Here is an 18297-nt window from a genome sequence, read left to right on the forward strand (position 1 = left end):
CTGCGTTAAGGATAGTATTATGACAGATAATGCTTTTGCTTCATTCCATAAAAAAGAAATTTTATTGAAGCAATCATCCCTCCTTTCATTGCGTTCTCTTCACGATGCTGCCGCAAAACTTACTGGTTTAAAATACAATTCGACTGCATTAGATACACAATCTCTTGTTAACCTTCTCATTTGCCAAACAATACGCAACCGTCGTCTCGTAATGCCTCCTGTACGCATTCATTTACGCGTTGCTAGCCAAACTGGTAATGTGCCTATTAAAATCCGTCTAGGAGCAACAAATATTTAATTCTACAGACCATCTCTAAAAAATTATTTCATTATTAGCCATTATCTACAGCCTTAGAAAAACCTTTGATAAACATACTTTTTTCTTAAATTATGGAATTGTGCTGACAGCTTTTCCAACTATCTAATACCTCCAAGCTTTCAATAAAACCATTATTAAGGACATAAAAAACATCCAATATTTTCCTACTTTTTGATTTAATATAAAAATTATCCTTGATATCTTTTTGGAAAAAATGAATAGCTTCATTGGATGAAAGCTTATCATTTTAGGGATTATTGTAAAAGCTCAATAAAGAAACTCCCTCTTAATAACGGTCTCCTCTACAACATAAACGCTGTAAAAAATAATCTAACTCCCCTTACTTTTATTTCTTTTAACAGACAAAGAAAATTGGGAAATATAAATACTATCGATGAAAAAACGTAAAAGAAATTATCAGATTAAATATCATGATAACGATTTCCATAAGATTTTAATTTATAATTTATTTTTTGCATATTGAATAAGAGGTTTTCGTAAAATTCTCTTATTTTCCTTCTTATATTGAATCAGTCAAAATCGTTCGCTTGCTCATCACGAGCAAAATTGGCATTAAGCTATAAAAAAAGGAATCAAAATATCTCTTATGAATCATTTCAAGTACTCTAGGATCTTTTGTAACATTGAAAGTTGAAAAAAGGGTGATAGTGCTGGTCTTCTCCCTCTATAAATAAAGCTGCTAATACTCTATAGGTTTTATACCATTCATGGAAAACTTACATTACACTATTCATATGCAAGATACTGATTTATAAAGATAGTTCATTATTTTGCATGTTAGATGAGAATCTCGAATATCGTAAGATTCTCTCATTTGAAATTTGTTTATGTTGAATCAATCCAAACCGTTCTCTTGCATATTACGAGCGAGATTAGTGTGTGGCGTGAGACCGTACCAAAAAGACTCAAAATGCCTATAATGAACCGTTTTAAATGCCAAGGGCTTTTGTCCCCATACAGGGGGGGATGGTAAAGTGTGTAATCGTGCCAGCGTACTCTTTTTATTAAGCATAAAGATGGGGACAGCTCAATGGATTTACTGTTATACCATTCACAGGTGCCATCGCGAAATGAGTTTGGGAGCGTTGAGAGATATTTCTTTAAAACAAACTCATGAATGAGTAACACGATAATGTTCTATTGTGTGCATTCTATTCTCATGAGAATTTTGATAAATATTTTTTAATGTATACGCTATTATTTATTTTAGTTTTTTTGACGGTACAGAATTTATAAATAAAAAAAATATTTCCAATATATCTCTTAATTATTGTAAATTAGCATTTCTTTTCAAGGTATTTTTTACCATACTAGGTATCAAAAGATCTTCACTTCTAAAAATTAAAATCTTTAAAATTCTCTCTCCTCATCATAATTATTCAGATTTAACACAAATTTTCCTTGGATACTCAGGCATAATCTTCCATTACTTAAAAGATATGGCTATGGAAACTTTTAAAAGCCATAAAACCCAGCTAAAAAATAATGGCAGACTGATCACTAATTTTACTTTACGCTTTTTTATTTTTTCTAAATTAGACTTTTTCCCATTTTAGAGACAAATCAGATAGATACTGATACTACTCCCCCTCCAAACTTGCATGCCAAAGCTACTATTCGTTAAGAAAACACTGAATCATCTCGAATTTATTTCAAGCTGCTGTTGCATTAAAGTGGAATTTTGATTTACAAGTAACAAAAAAACATAAGCTTTATCAGGAAACACGATCCCTCTCCCCAAAATTCCAGTTATGGATTGAGAAATGTTTCAGCCCCTAACAAGATATTGTATTGACTGCAAGACCACCTTTACTTGTCTCTTTATAGCGTTCACTCATATCATGACCAGTCTGGCGCATTGTTTCTATACAAGCATCAAGAGAAACAAAATGATCTCCATTACCATATAATGCAAGAGAAGAAGCCGTTACCGCCTTAACAGCTCCCATTGCATTACGCTCAATACAAGGAACTTGTACAAGACCTGCAACAGGATCACATGTCATTCCCAAATGATGTTCAAGCGCTATTTCTGCCGCATTTTCAATTTGAGCTGGCGTTCCACCTAACGCTGCGGTCAACCCTGCTGCGGCCATTGAAGATGCCGTTCCAACTTCACCTTGACACCCAACTTCTGCACCAGAAATAGAGGCATTATGTTTGATAACACCGCCTATAGCTGCTGCCGTTAATAGAAAATTATGTATTCCCTCTCGATCTGAATCATCATTAAATTGAAGATAATAACGCAAAACTGCTGGGACAACACCAGCTGCCCCATTTGTTGGGGCTGTAACAACACGACCACCTGCTGCATTTTCCTCATTGACTGCTATAGCATATACCGAAAGCCAATCATTTGCCCAAAGTGGATAATTGCGATTTTTCTTTTGATTTTCCAAAAGCGTTTCATGCAACTTTTTAGCACGCCTTAGAACACGCAATCCACCAGGCAACTCACCTTCTTGTGAAAGACCTCTATCAATGCAATTTGTCATCGCTGAAAAAATTTCATCAAGCCCTGTATCAAGAGAAGAACGCTCTATCTTTGTTTCTTCATTTAAGCGCTTCATTTCAGCAATTGAAAGTCCTGATTTTTCTGCCATTGATAACATTGCACCAGCAGAATCAAATGGATATGGCACCTCTAATGTTTCTGGTTGTATATTATCATTCATATGGCTTAACTCATCCTCAGTCACAACAAAGCCACCACCGATAGAATAATAAATCTGCCGCAACAGAACATTCCCATCAGTATTAAGTCCTTCAAAGGCTAGTCCATTTGTATGTCCTGGGAGGATTTTCTTTCGTTCAAAAATAAGATCATGCTGCACATCAAACTGATAAGCGGGATGTCCTTCTGGTTGCACTTTTTTTTCACGTATAACTTTTTCTAACAATCCCCCCATGCTATCAGGATCAACAGTAGAAGCTTTTTCTCCTAAAAGTCCTAATATGATAGCCCTATCTGTTGCATGACCAATACCTGTGAAAGCTAAAGAACCATAAAGATAAACACGTATACGAGAAACTTGAATATCAGACGACCGAGAAAAATCTCCTATCTTTTGCAAAAACATATTAGCAGCTGTCATCGGTCCCATCGTATGTGAGCTAGAAGGACCAATCCCAATTTTAAAAAGTTCAAAAACAGATAGAAACACGTATCACCTCAAAACTATAGTACAGCTTGAGCATATATGCTTTTTCATAACGTTTGTCCCGTTTAAAATCAAATTGCGAGATAAACTAAAAAAATGACAGCAATAAACACGAATGTCGCTCGTCTTGCTACCACCCAACACTTTCTCTCTATAGTGTTTTCCATTAGACTCACCTTCAAAAAACGGACAATGCCCCTAGAGCCACCGCTCTTAATGTTTCAAACGTAGTAAAATAAGTGTTAATATGCAATATTAAAATTCAATAAGGATGCGAAATTCTTATCGGAAATATTTTTCATAATGCACCAAGTTCTTCAAAACGTATGCTTAATTATATAAAATATTTTATGGATATGTTTCAATGAAACGTACAAATTTTTCTAACGGTTCTCGTTCTGTCTCAAAATTGTTTTCTGGAGCACTCATATCGCGATAACCAAGTGCCATACCACAGATAATATGGCGATCAGAAGGAATAGATAAAAGCGTACGAATCTGTTTATGATAATCAGCAAAAGCAGCTTGAGGACAGGTATCTAATCCAAATCCACGTGCAGCTAACATAATGGTCTGCATAAACATACCCAAATCAAGCCAACTCCCCATTTCCATGTCGTGATCCATTGTAAATAAGAGTCCTACAGGTGCATCAAAAAATAAAAAATTTCGCGCCTTTTGATGAAGTATTTTTTCTTCATCACCTTTTTGAATTCCAAGACTCTGATAAAGATCCAAACCAACTTTTCGACGCCTTGAAATATAAGGCTCACGCCACTGACGTGGATAATAACTATACTCACGCTCTCCTTTTACACCTGAAAGCACAAGTTGTGAAAGCTCTTGCCCTACTTTCTGTAATACACTTCCTGTAAGCACAATCACTTGCCATGGCTGAATATTTGTTCCAGATGGTGCACGTGCTGCAAGTTTTAAGATTTCTTTGATTGTTTCCAAACTAACTGGCTGATCAGTAAAAGCGCGAATTGACTTTCGTGATAAAATAGATTGAAAAACACTCATAGGAGAGACTGCCATTGTTTTTACTTTCTTTATGAAAAATAATTTTTTTACTTATTAAGGACAATATATTGCGAAAATACCTTCGCAGCTTTTTTCGAACACTCTATTTCTTTAAATAACTTACACATTTCACGTAGTGTTAAAGATTCCCCTTAGAGATAGTATAACCCATCTCTTTTAATAGAAAAAAATTGTCTAAAAGCAGATGAAATAAATTTTATAATCAATGATTAACCCCCAACTCCGCTAAGCTCTCAAAAAAACTCTCCTCAATTCGTTCTAAATCCTGTAGAAGATCATCAATATCATGCTGCATCTGCTTTAAATCAGCTCGTTTTTTATGAATTCCTGCAATTAGTTTCTTAAGCTTTTTCTCATCATCAGGTGGTTTTCCAACCATTGTCAACATATCAGATATTTCAGACAACGAAAATTTAACTCTTTTAGCACGCAGAATTTGTTTTAACTTATGACGATCCGTTTGTGTATAAAGCCGTGTATTTCCACGCCGAAAAGGAATAAGAAGTCCCTCTTCTTCATAATAACGCAAAGTCCGAGCTGTTATTGAAAACTCACGTGTTAATTTTCCAATTGAATAATATTCGTACATTTTTTCATTCTGTCTTCATAGATCTCATTGTGATAAGAAATATGTCTATTTTTTATAATACTTAGTGAGCACCCTAATCTCTACTCTCCTGCATTCTAATTTAGAAGAAGATACATTCTTGTCATACAAGTATTGTATAGTAGAGAATCAATTATTTTTTAGATTACAGAAAAGACTATCGATCTTTCATTATAAGTCCTTTAAAATCTTTATAGAAGATATCAATCAATAATTTTTCTAAAATTCAAAATCAATCATTATTCGATTTGTAGATAATCAACTCTTTTCCTTGAATATGGCTTTTGAGCTTCACATATTTTGGAAAAATTCTATACTGCTTTTAGAAATTAAGAAACTTTAAAATAAAGCAACAAAAAAGATAAGCATCATTACAAAATAATAAGCTACTAAAGATGTTTAAAATAACTATCGCCTTATAATTTTTGATATTTTCAGGAAAATATGCAACTTCTGCATTTCGAAATAAAAAAACGTCTGAATAGAAAGTTCAGACGTTTTTTTATTATGTTATGTTATATTTAAATTATTCAGCAACAGCCCCAGTTGTCATATTTGTCAACATAGCCTTAGCCACTTCGTTATTACTAGACTTACGCTGCTCATCTACAATCAAATCATCACGAACGGCAGCAATACGACGGATTTGAGAAATCGTACCACCTGTACCTGCTGGAATAAGACGACCGACAATAACGTTCTCTTTAAGCCCTTGCAAAGTATCAATTTTACCAGAAACTGCTGCTTCAGTAAGAACACGTGTTGTTTCCTGAAACGATGCCGCCGAAATGAAAGAAGGCGTTTGAAGAGAAGCTTTTGTAATTCCAAGAAGAATGGGATTACCAGATGCAGGTTTCTTCCCTTCTGCAATCAAATTATCATTGATTTCATCAAGTTCAATACGATCAACATTATCACCTGGAATATAACCAGAATCTCCAGATTCAGTAATTTCAACTTTTTGCAACATTTGACGAACAATCACTTCAATGTGCTTGTCATTAATAAGAACTCCCTGCAAACGATAAACCTCCTGAATCTCATTAACAAGATAAGATGCCAAAGCTTCAACCCCCTTAATCGCCAAGATATCATGAGGTGCTGGATTACCATCAAGGATATAATCTCCCTTTTCAATTTGATCACCTTCTTGGAAGTGAAACAACTTACCTTTTGGAATCAAATATTCTACTGCCTCAAGAGTTTCATCATTTGGTTCAATAATGATACGACGTTTATTCTTATAACCACGGCCGAATCGAATCGTACCACTTACTTCAGCAATAATCGCATGATCCTTTGGACGACGCGCTTCAAAAAGCTCAGCCACACGTGGTAAACCACCCGTAATATCTTTCGTCTTGGCACTTTCCATTGGCAAACGAGCAATAACATCACCAGCCTTAACATGAGCACCAAGCTCAACAGAAAGAATAGTTTCCACTGACATCATATACCGGGCTTCACCTCCCTTATACAATTTAGCAATGGATTCACCTTCTTTATCTGCATGGATAATAATGGCTGGTTTAAGATCCGCACCACGTGGATTAGCGCGCCAATCAATCACCAAACGCTTCGTAATACCCGTAGATTCATCAGCTGTTTCAGTGACAGATAGACCATCAATCATATCTTCAAAACCCACATAGCCTTCAACTTCCGTTAAAATTGGACGTGTGTAAGGATCCCATTCTGCTATACGTTGGCCACGTTTAACCATATCACCATCATCAACAAAAATATGGGCACCATAGCTAACACGATGTACAACGCGCTCTTTTCCTAACTCATCCTTGATAAGGATAGCCATATTACGCCCCATCACAACCAAATGCCCTTCAGAGTTACGAACCACATTACGATTACGAATCTCCACCTTACCTTCATAAGATGCCTCTAAATAAGATGAATCAACAACCTGCGCAGTTCCTCCTAAGTGGAAAGTACGCATAGTAAGCTGTGTTCCCGGCTCACCAATGGATTGAGCAGCAATAACACCAACGGCTTCTCCCTGATTAACAGGTGTTCCACGCGCCAAATCACGACCATAGCATTTTGCACAAACACCAAGACGTGTTTCACATGTTAAAGCAGAACGAATTTGAACAGATTGAATTCCAGCTTCTTCAATCTTCGCGACATCAGCTTCCTCAATCATCGCTCCACCTTCAAGGATAACCTCTCCAGAGACAGGATGTAGAATATCAACAAGCGCTGTACGACCAAGAATCCTTTGCCCAAGGGAGGCAACAATTTGTCCTGCATCAACAATTGGCTGCATGGTAAGCCCTTTTGCAGTACCACAATCAACTGCTGAAATAATAGCATCCTGTGCAACATCAACAAGACGCCGTGTTAAATAACCAGAGTTCGCCGTCTTTAACGCAGTATCAGCAAGTCCTTTACGTGCACCATGCGTGGAATTGAAGTATTCATTAACAGTTAGACCTTCTTTAAAATTTGAAATAATGGGGGTTTCAATAATTTCACCCGATGGTTTTGCCATTAATCCACGCATACCAGCCAATTGTCTCATCTGGTTAGCAGAACCACGTGCTCCAGAATGCGACATCATATAGATCGAATTCATCGGCCGTTGACGACCTGTTTTAGGATCAAAATCAACGGCTTGAATACGTTTCATCATTTCATCTGCAACGCGATCTGTACATTTACCCCAAGCATCTACAACCTTATTGTATTTTTCACCTTGTGTAATCAAACCGTCATTATATTGCTGTTCGTACTCCTTAGCCAAAGCTTCTGTCTCTGCAACTAAACGCGACTTACTATCAGGAATAACCATATCATCCTTACCGAATGAAATTCCTGCACGACAAGCATAAGAAAAACCAAGCTGCATAATACGGTCACAAAAAATAACCGTCTCTTTTTGTCCACAGTGCCGATAAACATGATCAATCATTTTAGAAATATTCTTTTTCGTCATTTCTTGATTGACAATATCAAATGAGATATCCGAATTTTTTGGCAAAAGCTCACCGATAATCAAACGACCAGGTGTCGTATCATAAAGTTTAGAAACTTCTTTTCCATCCTTCCCCATATTCTTAACACGGCCTTTAATCTTCGTATGAAGCGTTACAACCTTATTTTCCAAGGCATAATGAAGCTCACCTATGTCAGAAAAAGCCATTCCTTCACCTGGTTCTTTTTCAGAAACAATTGAAAGATAATAAAGACCAAGAACCATATCCTGTGAGGGAACAATAATTGGGGCACCATTGGCCGGATGAAGAATATTATTGGTCGACATCATCAAAACACGGGCTTCAAGCTGTGCTTCAAGAGAAAGCGGAACGTGAACCGCCATCTGATCTCCATCAAAATCCGCATTAAAAGCAGTACACACCAGTGGATGAAGTTGAATAGCTTTGCCTTCAATTAAGATAGGTTCAAAAGCCTGAATCCCCAAACGGTGCAATGTTGGCGCACGGTTGAGTAAAACAGGGTGCTCACGAATAACCTCATCCAAGATATCCCAAACTTCTGGGTGTTCTTTTTCAACAAGCTTCTTTGCCTGCTTTACCGTTGATGAATAGCCTTTTGCATCAAGCCGCGCATAAATAAAAGGCTTAAACAATTCAAGAGCCATTTTTTTGGGAAGACCACATTGATGCAGTTTTAATTCAGGACCCGTCACGATAACAGAACGCCCCGAGTAATCAACACGCTTTCCAAGTAAGTTCTGACGGAAACGTCCTTGCTTACCCTTCAACATATCTGATAGGGACTTGAGAGGACGTTTATTGGCTCCAGTAATCACACGCCCACGCCGTCCATTATCAAACAATGCATCAACAGCTTCTTGTACCATACGCTTTTCATTGCGCACGATAATTCCAGGAGCACGCAATTCAATCAGCCGTTTCAAGCGGTTATTACGATTAATAACCCGCCGATAAAGATCATTCAGATCTGATGTCGCAAAACGCCCACCATCAAGCGGAACCAATGGACGCAAATCCGGTGGAATAACCGGAATTGTTTTCATAATCATCCACTCTGGCTTATTTCCAGATTCAAGAAAATTTTCAACGATTTTAAGTCGTTTAATCAGTTTTTTCTGCTTTAACTCTGAAGTTGTTTCAGCTAATTCGAGACGCAAATCATTGGCGATTTTATTTAACTCCATACCAGCTAAAAGCTCGTAAATAGCTTCAGCGCCAATCATAGCTGTAAACTGATCTTCTCCAAACTCATCAATAGCAAGCATATATTCTTCTTCAGAAAGAAGCTGATGGAGCTTAAGAGATGTCAATCCTGGTTCGGTTACAATATAATTCTCAAAATAAAGAACGCGCTCAATATCTTTTAAAGTTAAATCTAAAAGTGTAGAAATACGACCTGGTAATGATTTAAGAAACCATATATGCGCAACTGGTGCCGCAAGTTCAATATGCCCCATACGCTCACGACGTACGCGCGAAAGAGTAACCTCTACACCACATTTTTCACAAATAATGCCCTTATATTTCATGCGTTTATATTTGCCACATAGACATTCATAGTCTTTAATAGGGCCAAATATACGTGCACAAAAAAGACCATCACGCTCTGGTTTAAAAGTCCTATAATTAATAGTCTCAGGCTTCTTAATCTCACCATACGACCAGGACAAAATTTTCTCAGGACTCGCAATAGAAATGCGAATAGAGTCAAATGTCTGCGCTGGCGCTTGAGGATTGAAAAGATTCATGACCTCGTGGTTCATGCTGTTCTCCTTCAAAGATTCTTAGAACCTGTTGTAATATCTCATTTGTTTTATAACAGATCTTCTTTAAAATACATTTACTTTTAAAAATGACCTGTATAACCTTAATAAGGTTATTGAGCCTCTTAAAATAATCAGAGCGCAGCCTTTTTCTACTGCGCTCCTTGAATTATTATTCTGCTGTATCAGACAATGCCCGCTGTGCAATAAGTTCACGCGCATCATCAAGCTCCACATTAAGAGCAAGTGAGCGCATTTCTTTTACCAACACATTAAAGCTTTCGGGTATACCCGCCTCAAATGTATCATCACCACGCACAATTGCCTCATAGACTTTCGTTCGACCAGCCACATCATCTGATTTTACTGTTAGCATCTCCTGCAAAGTATATGCAGCACCATAAGCTTCAAGTGCCCAAACCTCCATTTCACCAAAACGCTGACCACCAAACTGTGCCTTACCTCCTAATGGCTGCTGCGTAACAAGTGAATAGGGACCAATAGAACGTGCATGAATCTTATCATCAACAAGGTGATGCAATTTCAACATGTAAATATATCCCACCGTTACTGGACGATCAAAAGGCTCTCCAGTACGACCATCATAAAGCGTAACCTGCCCTGAACTATCTAAGCCTGCGTCCTCCAGCATCATGTTGATATCAGACTCATGTGCTCCATCAAAAACAGGCGTTGCAATTGAAACCCCTTTCTTCATCTGTAATGCCAATTTGTAAAGGCTTTCATTATCATACTGACGGACTGGTTCATTTTGATTATCATCAGGCATAAGATTTTCAATACGCTGACGCAACGGCAATATATCCCCAGTCTCTTGATACAATTCTAACAAATCACCAATCTTCTTGCCCATCCCCGCACATGCCCAACCAAGATGCGTCTCAAGAATTTGTCCAACATTCATACGACTAGGCACACCAAGCGGATTCAAGACGATATCAGCATGAGTCCCATCTTCAAGAAATGGCATATCTTCTACGGGAAGAATACGTGAAACAACACCCTTATTCCCGTGACGTCCTGCCATCTTATCACCTGGTTGGATTTTGCGCTTCACAGCCACAAAAACCTTCACCATTTTCATGACACCAGGAGGCATTTCATCACCTCTTTGGACCTTTTCAACTTTATCCATAAAGCGACGTTGTAATGCTTCTTTTGATTCATCATATTGCTTGCGCAAAGCTTCAATTTCATTTTGAAGCTTTTCATCCTCAACAGCAAATTGCCACCACTGGGATCGTGGATAATGCCCCATTACTGTACTATCAAGCTTTTTGCTTCCCGAAAAGCCTTTCGGACCTTCTACAGCAACTTTACCTGTCAACATATCGGTAAGGCGCGCATAAACATTGCGATCAAGAATAGACTGCTCATCATCACGGTCTTTTGCTAAACGCTCAATTTCTTCACGCTCAATTGCCATCGCACGTTCATCTTTTTCCACGCCATGGCGATTAAAAACGCGAACTTCAACAACAGTACCAAAAGTTCCAGGAGGCATACGCATAGAAGTATCACGAACATCGGATGCCTTTTCCCCAAAAATTGCACGCAGAAGCTTTTCTTCCGGCGTCATGGGACTTTCACCTTTTGGGGTAATCTTTCCAACTAAAATATCACCTGGTTGAACTTCAGCACCAATATAAATAATGCCAGCTTCATCAAGATTTCTTAACGCTTCTTCCGCAACATTAGGAATGTCGCGCGTAATTTCCTCAGGACCAAGTTTTGTATCGCGTGCTGCAACTTCAAATTCCTCAATATGAATTGAAGTAAAAACATCATCAGCAACAATGCGCTCGGATAACAAAATAGAATCTTCATAATTGTATCCATTCCAAGGCATAAAGGCTACGAGAACATTCCGCCCAAGAGCTAAATCACCAAGATCCGTGGATGGACCATCTGCAATGATATCACCTTTCTCTACCCTATCACCGACATGTACAAGAGGACGCTGATTAATACAAGTGGACTGATTAGAACGCTGAAATTTCTGTAGGCGGTAAATATCAACGCCTGATTTTGAAGGATCTAAATCTTCTGTTGCACGGATAACAATACGGGTAGCATCGACTTGATCAACAACACCACTACGTTTTGCACTCACAGCAGCTCCTGAATCGCGTGCAACAATGGCTTCCATTCCCGTCCCAACAAATGGCGCCTCAGCACGTACAAGAGGAACTGCCTGACGCTGCATGTTCGATCCCATAAGCGCACGATTCGCATCATCATTTTCCAAAAAAGGAATAAGCGCTGCTGCAACTGAAACCAACTGTTTTGGTGAAACATCCATCAAATCAACATGATCACGCGGCGCCATTAAAACTTCACCAGCATGACGGCAAACAACAAACTCTTCTGTAAAACGACCTTCACTATCTAATGACGAATTAGCTTGAGCGACATAATGCTTTGCTTCTTCCATCGCTGAAAGATAAATAACTTCTTTTGTGACTTTTCCATCAACAATTTTTCGATATGGGCTTTCAATAAAGCCATATTTGTTAACTCGCGCAAATGTTGCTAAGGAGTTAATCAGACCGATATTAGGACCTTCCGGTGTTTCAATGGGACAAATACGACCATAATGCGTAGGATGTACGTCACGGACTTCAAAACCCGCACGTTCACGAGTCAAACCACCTGGACCAAGAGCAGAAAGACGGCGCTTATGGGTAATCTCCGACAATGGATTAGTTTGATCCATAAACTGCGACAATTGCGAAGACCCAAAAAACTCACGAACTGCTGCTGCTGCAGGCTTTGCATTGATCAAATCCTGTGGCATAACTGTATCAATTTCAACCGATGACATACGCTCTTTTATCGCACGCTCCATACGAAGAAGACCAATGCGATATTGATTTTCCATTAACTCCCCAACGGAACGAACGCGACGGTTGCCAAGATTATCAATATCATCAATTTCGCCACGACCATCACGCAATTCAACCAACATCTTAACAACAGCGAGAATATCCTCTTGGCGTAAAATGCGAACTGTATCTGGACAATCAAGATCCATACGCAAATTCATCTTAACACGCCCAACGGCTGAAAGATCATAACGCTCTGGATCAAAAAACAATGAATGGAACATTGCTTCTGCTGTATCGATTGTTGGGGGCTCACCTGGACGCATCACTCGGTAAATATCAAATAACGCATCCTGCCGACTTTCATTCTTATCCACCTTTAAAGTATTGCGGATATAAGCGCCAATATTCATGTGATCAATATCAAGGATATTGATTTGATCAGCACTAACATCAAGCAAAACTTTTAATACTTTTTCGTCAATTTCATCACCAGCTTCAAGGTAAATTTCACCTGTTTCGTAATTGACGATATCTTCGGCTAGATAACAACCTAATAAATCATCTTCACTAACTTTAACCGCTTTAAGTCCTTTTTCTGCCAAAGACTTCGCAGTACGAACTGTTAATTTTTTACCAGCCTCCGCGACGACTTCACCACTATCTGCATCTATAAGGTCAGAAATGAGCTTCATTCCTTTAAAGCGATCAACAGAATAAGGAACTCGCCATCCTTCTCCATCACGCTCATAAGTCACTTTATCATAAAACGTCGATAAAATATCTGACGCATCCATACCCAGTGCCATCAAAAGACTAGTAACAGGAATCTTGCGCCGTCGATCAATACGCGCATAAATGATGTCCTTAGCATCAAACTCAATATCAAGCCAAGAACCACGATATGGAATAACACGAGCAGCAAAAAGAAGCTTTCCTGATGAATGGGACTTTCCTTTATCATGGTCAAAAAAGACACCAGGAGAACGATGCATCTGCGAAACAATAACACGTTCCGTACCATTAACAATAAAGGTACCATTCGTCGTCATTAAAGGCATATCGCCCATATAAACGCCTTGCTCTTTAATGTCTTTGATATCTTTGGAGCCAGTATCCTCATCAACATCAAAAACAATCAAACGTAATATGACCTTTAATGGGGCAGCATAAGTTAAATCACGTTGACGGCACTCCTCAACATCAAATTTTGGTAAATCAAATTCATAACCAACAAACTCAAGCATAGCTGTACCGGAAAAATCTGAAATAGGAAAAACCGATTTAAAAACAGCTTGCAAACCTTCATCTGGTCGTCCACCTTTCGGTTCCTCAACCATGAGAAACTGATCGTATGACGCTTTTTGAACCTCAATAAGATTCGGCATTTCTGCTACTTCAGGAATCTTACCAAAAAATTTGCGTACGCGCTTACGACCATTGAATTGAGACATCATTGCGTGAGTCTGAGCCATCGTCGCTCCTTGATCTTTACTCTTCAAGGTAGACCAACCTTGAAAGCCTTATATCATTAACCTGCATATGCAGACCAGTTCACTTGATACTCAATAATGAGCATCTTTAACTTTCCCCATCAACATAAGCCATTTATCTTTTTGACTCTATGATGAAGGGACGGGTAGTGCCAACCTATCCCGTTACTGTTACGAAACCGTTGGGAAAAGGTTTTTTTACTCATTATTTTTCCTCTTTGTATTAAGAGAAAGAAAATCGGCGAACATAAATGCCCGCCGATAAAATTAAATTTACTTAAGTTCCACTTTAGCACCAGCAGCTTCAAGTTGAGATTTAATTTTTTCTGCTTCTTCTTTAGAAGCACCCTCTTTAATAGGCTTAGGTGCCCCTTCAACCAGATCTTTAGCTTCTTTAAGACCAAGTCCAGTAAGAGCACGAACTTCCTTAATAACATTAATTTTTTGCGCGCCACCTTCAACAAGAATAACATCAAATTCTGTTTTTTCTTCAGCAGCTGGAGCAGCAGCACCAGCAACAGCAGCGACAGCTACAGGAGCAGCAGCCGAAACTCCCCACTTCTCTTCAAGTAACTTAGAAAGCTCAGCGGCTTCCAAAAGGGTTAGATTAGAAAGGTCTTCTACGATCTTCTCTAGATCAGCCATTTTTAAATTCCTTCAATTAAAAGATTTGAACCATTATTAAATCTTATCCAAAAAAACAGAAAAGCATTAAAGCCCTTCCATAAACGTGAATACAAACAGCCTTAAGCCGCCTTATCCTCCTGAGCATATGCTCCAATGACACGTGCAACCTGACCAGCAGGAGCATTAACAACCTGTGCAATACGGGTCGCAGGGGTAGAAATCATACCCACAAGTTTTGCACGCAACTCGTTTAATGAAGGCAATGAAGCCAATGACTTCACAGCATCTACAGTTAAACTTGTTGCACCCATTGAACCGCCAAGGATGACAAATTTGTCATTGCTTTTCGCAAAATCAACAGCAACTTTCGGTGCTGTGATTGGATCTTCTGAATAAGCAATAAGTGTTTGTCCAGTAAACAAACCCACTATCGATTCAGATTCCGTGCCCTGAAGAGCGATTTTAGCAAGACGGTTTTTGGCGACTTTAACGGCACCGCCAGCTTCACCCATTTTCGAACGTAGATCATTCATCTGTGAAACTGTCAGACCGGAATAATGTGCAACAACAACAGAACCAGACTTCCGAAAAGCCTCGTTAAGCCATGTAACAAATTCGCGTTTTTCCGCTCTATTCACTGTCTCTCTCCATTTAACAGATTTGCTTAAAACAAACCTGTTGGTTACCTTTGATAACATAAAATACTTCATGTCACCGATGAGGATCCTGTCCCCTTTTTCACGCACAGCGTTCAAAGGCAACCTTGGCTCAAACCCTTTAAGTCTTTTAACTCTCAGTTTTTACCCCAGTCTCATGCAGGTTTTTTTTGATTAAGATACTTAAAAGCATCACCTACAATCTCGGACAGGATATTCCGGAATTTCTTCCGGTATAACCTAAGCCCTATAAAGCTTAGATAGCTAAATGCTGATCAAAACCAGCATTTTAAATACAATTTTGATATTCACATACCTCAAAATAAAATTATAAATCAGCTTATATTAGCTCTGAACGAACCGTTGCTGGATCAACTTTAATACCAATTCCCATAGTCGAAGAAACAGCAACGCGCTTAATATACTCACCTTTTGCACCTTGCGGTTTGGCTTTAATAACTGCACTTGCAAAGGCCTTTATATTTTCTACGATTTTTTCAACACCAAAAGAAGCCTTACCAATACCAGCATGCACAATACCAGCTTTTTCCACACGAAACTCAACAGCACCACCTTTAGAAGCTTTGACAGCACCGGCAACATCAAGTGTTACAGTACCAACTTTCGGATTCGGCATCAAACTCCGCGGACCAAGAATCTTACCAAGACGACCAACAAGAGGCATCATGTCTGGTGTTGCAATACAACGATCGAAGTCTATAGTCCCTCCATTAATGCTTTCAAACAAATCTTCGGCCCCCACAATATCAGCTCCTGCCGCCTTAGCTTCCTCAGCCTTATCCCCACGAGCAAAAACGGCAACACGAATATTTCTTCCTGTTCCATTAGGCAAATGAGCAACTCCACGAACCATTTGATCAGCATGACGAGGATCAACACCCAAGTTCATTGAAATTTCGATTGTTTCATCAAACTTAGCAACTGCACGCTCCTTAACCATTGAAACGGCATCTTTTAAAGCGTAAAGCTCATTAAAATCAATATCTTTTCGGATATTTTTTATTCTTTTTGCTACTTTTGCCATAATATTAGCCCACCACTTCCAAGCCCATCGAGCGAGCAGAACCTTCAACCATACGCATTGCTGCCTCAATGTCATTCGCATTAAGATCTTTCATCTTTGATTCCGCAATCGAACGAATTTTATCGCGAGAAATGCTTCCTACAGACACTTTACCAGGCTCTTTTGACCCAGACTTCAGGTTTGCTTCCTTCTTTAAAAAGAATGATACAGGAGGCGTTTTGAGAGAAAATGTGAAAGACTTATCTTGGTAATACGTAATAACAACTGGAATCGGTGCTCCCTTTTCCATTTCTTGTGTAGCTGCATTAAACGCCTTACAAAATTCCATAATATTAATACCGCGTTGCCCAAGAGCTGGACCAATCGGTGGAGATGGAGTAGCAGCTCCTGCAGGAACCTGCAACTTAAGCTGACCTATACTTTTTTTTGCCATAACAATCTGCCTTTAATTTCACTGGTATACTGACAATTTATCTTGCCCGTTACCCGCCGCAGTCACGTGGTTCGGATCATTAAGCCGACAAAAGCCATAAATCACCTCCCACTCCTTCCTTAAAGTAATTAAAACTACTCTAAGTTTAATCAGAGTTTTTCAACCTGACCAAATTCCAAATCAACAGGCGTAGGACGCCCAAAAATAAGCACCTCAACCTTAAGACGAGAGCGCTCTTCTTCAACCTCTTGAACAATTCCATTAAACGAAACAAAAGGACCATCAGCAACGCGAACTTGCTCTCCAACCTCAAACAATACAGAAGACTTTGGAGACTCAACCCTTTCTTGAACTTGTTTGAGAATCTGCTCAACCTCTCGATCAGAAATGGGAACAGGACGCGCATCCGATCCTAAAAAACCTGTCACTTTAGGCGTATTCTTAATAAGATGATAAACTTCATCTGTTAACTCAGCACGAACAAGAACATAACCAGGAAAAAATTTCCGCTCAGCATCAACTTTGCGTCCACGACGAACCTCTACAACACGCTCTGTTGGAACAAAAATCTTTTCAAAAAGATGATCAAGTCCTTTTTGCTTTGCTTCCTTATCAATAGCTTCCGCTACTTTCTTTTCAAAATTTGAATATGCCTGAACAATATACCAACGAGCTGCCACAGTCACACTTCCTTACATTCTCAACTAAAAAGATATTTCAGAAGATCAATAACCCGCCAAACACCAAAATGCATAACCTGATCCACAATAAAAAAGAAAGCTGAAGCCAACGCAGTTACCAACAAAACCATAACAGTAGAAATAACCGTCTCACGACGTGTAGGCCATTTCACTTTAACTGTTTCTGCATAAACCTGCTTCAAAAAGGTAATCGGATTGGTTTTAGATGCCATCGTCACACTATACTCTCTCTAGCCCTATTGTGTTTTATACAATAAAATAAACAGAAAAAAATGCAAAAGCCAACTTTCAGACTTATGCAATTTCCTCACTTCCTATTCAATACCGTTTCATACACAAAAAAACAAGCCCTATATCAAAAAAAGCGAAAAAGGCAGCAAAATCCACTCCCTTATATGTAAAACTCTATTCCCTTTGGCAGGGGCAGCAGGACTTGAACCCGCGACCTGCGGTTTTGGAGACCGCCGCTCTACCAACTGAGCTATACCCCTAACTCTCAAAACTAAAACACTTTTAACACCTCTTTAACAAGCATTATTTATTCAATGATTTTAGAGACGATACCGGCACCAACAGTACGACCACCTTCACGAATAGCAAAAC

At 38.9% G+C, this 18297-nt stretch carries 12 protein-coding genes, 1 tRNA gene and 1 pseudogene; 1 reads left to right on the forward strand and 13 read right to left on the reverse strand.

What is annotated here, in order from left to right; translation table 11 throughout:
* The first annotated feature begins 19 nt into the window (after positions 1 to 19).
* Positions 20 to 298 (forward strand): hypothetical protein, encoded by a 279-nt coding sequence (locus ACFIJ8_RS07285; protein ID WP_012755034.1) that lies wholly within the window; start codon positions 20 to 22, stop codon positions 296 to 298.
* A gap of 1817 nt (positions 299 to 2115) precedes the next feature.
* Here ACFIJ8_RS07285 and ACFIJ8_RS07290 read toward each other — a convergent pair.
* The 13 genes and pseudogenes from ACFIJ8_RS07290 to ACFIJ8_RS07350 all read right to left on the reverse strand — a co-directional run.
* Positions 2116 to 3507, reverse strand: a complete 1392-nt coding sequence (locus tag ACFIJ8_RS07290; RefSeq protein WP_375629041.1) for an L-serine ammonia-lyase — start codon at positions 3505 to 3507, stop codon at positions 2116 to 2118.
* A gap of 345 nt (positions 3508 to 3852) precedes the next feature.
* Entirely contained in the window at positions 3853 to 4542 is a 690-nt protein-coding gene (locus ACFIJ8_RS07295; RefSeq protein WP_375629040.1) for a nitroreductase, read from the reverse strand.
* Positions 4543 to 4750: 208 nt separating this feature from the next.
* A complete protein-coding gene (locus ACFIJ8_RS07300; protein ID WP_012755031.1) occupies positions 4751 to 5137 on the reverse strand; it encodes a MerR family DNA-binding transcriptional regulator in 387 nt (128 codons plus the stop codon).
* A 544-nt stretch (positions 5138 to 5681) separates the two neighbouring features.
* Positions 5682 to 9893 carry a DNA-directed RNA polymerase subunit beta' gene (gene rpoC, locus ACFIJ8_RS07305; RefSeq protein WP_273788142.1) on the reverse strand — a complete coding sequence of 1404 codons (4212 nt, stop codon included), beginning with the start codon at positions 9891 to 9893 and terminating at the stop codon, positions 5682 to 5684.
* A 172-nt stretch (positions 9894 to 10065) separates the two neighbouring features.
* Positions 10066 to 14214, reverse strand: coding sequence for a DNA-directed RNA polymerase subunit beta (gene rpoB / locus ACFIJ8_RS07310; protein WP_273788143.1), 4149 nt, complete (start codon positions 14212 to 14214; stop codon positions 10066 to 10068).
* A gap of 291 nt (positions 14215 to 14505) precedes the next feature.
* On the reverse strand, positions 14506 to 14877 hold the full coding sequence (rplL, locus tag ACFIJ8_RS07315) for a 50S ribosomal protein L7/L12 (protein ID WP_012755028.1): 372 nt from the start codon (positions 14875 to 14877) through the stop codon (positions 14506 to 14508).
* A gap of 101 nt (positions 14878 to 14978) precedes the next feature.
* Positions 14979 to 15497 (reverse strand): 50S ribosomal protein L10, encoded by a 519-nt coding sequence (gene rplJ / locus ACFIJ8_RS07320; protein ID WP_012755027.1) that lies wholly within the window; start codon positions 15495 to 15497, stop codon positions 14979 to 14981.
* A 358-nt stretch (positions 15498 to 15855) separates the two neighbouring features.
* On the reverse strand, positions 15856 to 16560 hold the full coding sequence (gene rplA / locus ACFIJ8_RS07325; protein WP_273788144.1) for a 50S ribosomal protein L1: 705 nt from the start codon (positions 16558 to 16560) through the stop codon (positions 15856 to 15858).
* A gap of 4 nt (positions 16561 to 16564) precedes the next feature.
* Positions 16565 to 16993, reverse strand: a complete 429-nt coding sequence (gene rplK, locus ACFIJ8_RS07330; RefSeq protein ID WP_273723157.1) for a 50S ribosomal protein L11 — start codon at positions 16991 to 16993, stop codon at positions 16565 to 16567.
* A gap of 149 nt (positions 16994 to 17142) precedes the next feature.
* Positions 17143 to 17673 (reverse strand): transcription termination/antitermination protein NusG, encoded by a 531-nt coding sequence (gene nusG, locus ACFIJ8_RS07335; protein WP_012755024.1) that lies wholly within the window; start codon positions 17671 to 17673, stop codon positions 17143 to 17145.
* Positions 17674 to 17693: 20 nt separating this feature from the next.
* The gene (gene secE / locus ACFIJ8_RS07340; protein ID WP_273788145.1) at positions 17694 to 17906 is read right to left on the reverse strand and encodes a preprotein translocase subunit SecE; all 213 of its coding nucleotides are present in this window, start codon (positions 17904 to 17906) and stop codon (positions 17694 to 17696) included.
* Positions 17907 to 18109: 203 nt separating this feature from the next.
* A tRNA-Trp gene (locus ACFIJ8_RS07345) sits at positions 18110 to 18185 on the reverse strand.
* Between the two features lie 47 nt (positions 18186 to 18232).
* Positions 18233 to 18297 (reverse strand): annotated as a pseudogene (locus ACFIJ8_RS07350) (elongation factor Tu); the annotation flags it as partial.

This window comes from Bartonella sp. MF74HXZ, assembly GCF_042194445.1.
Classification (GTDB): domain Bacteria; phylum Pseudomonadota; class Alphaproteobacteria; order Rhizobiales; family Rhizobiaceae; genus Bartonella; species Bartonella grahamii.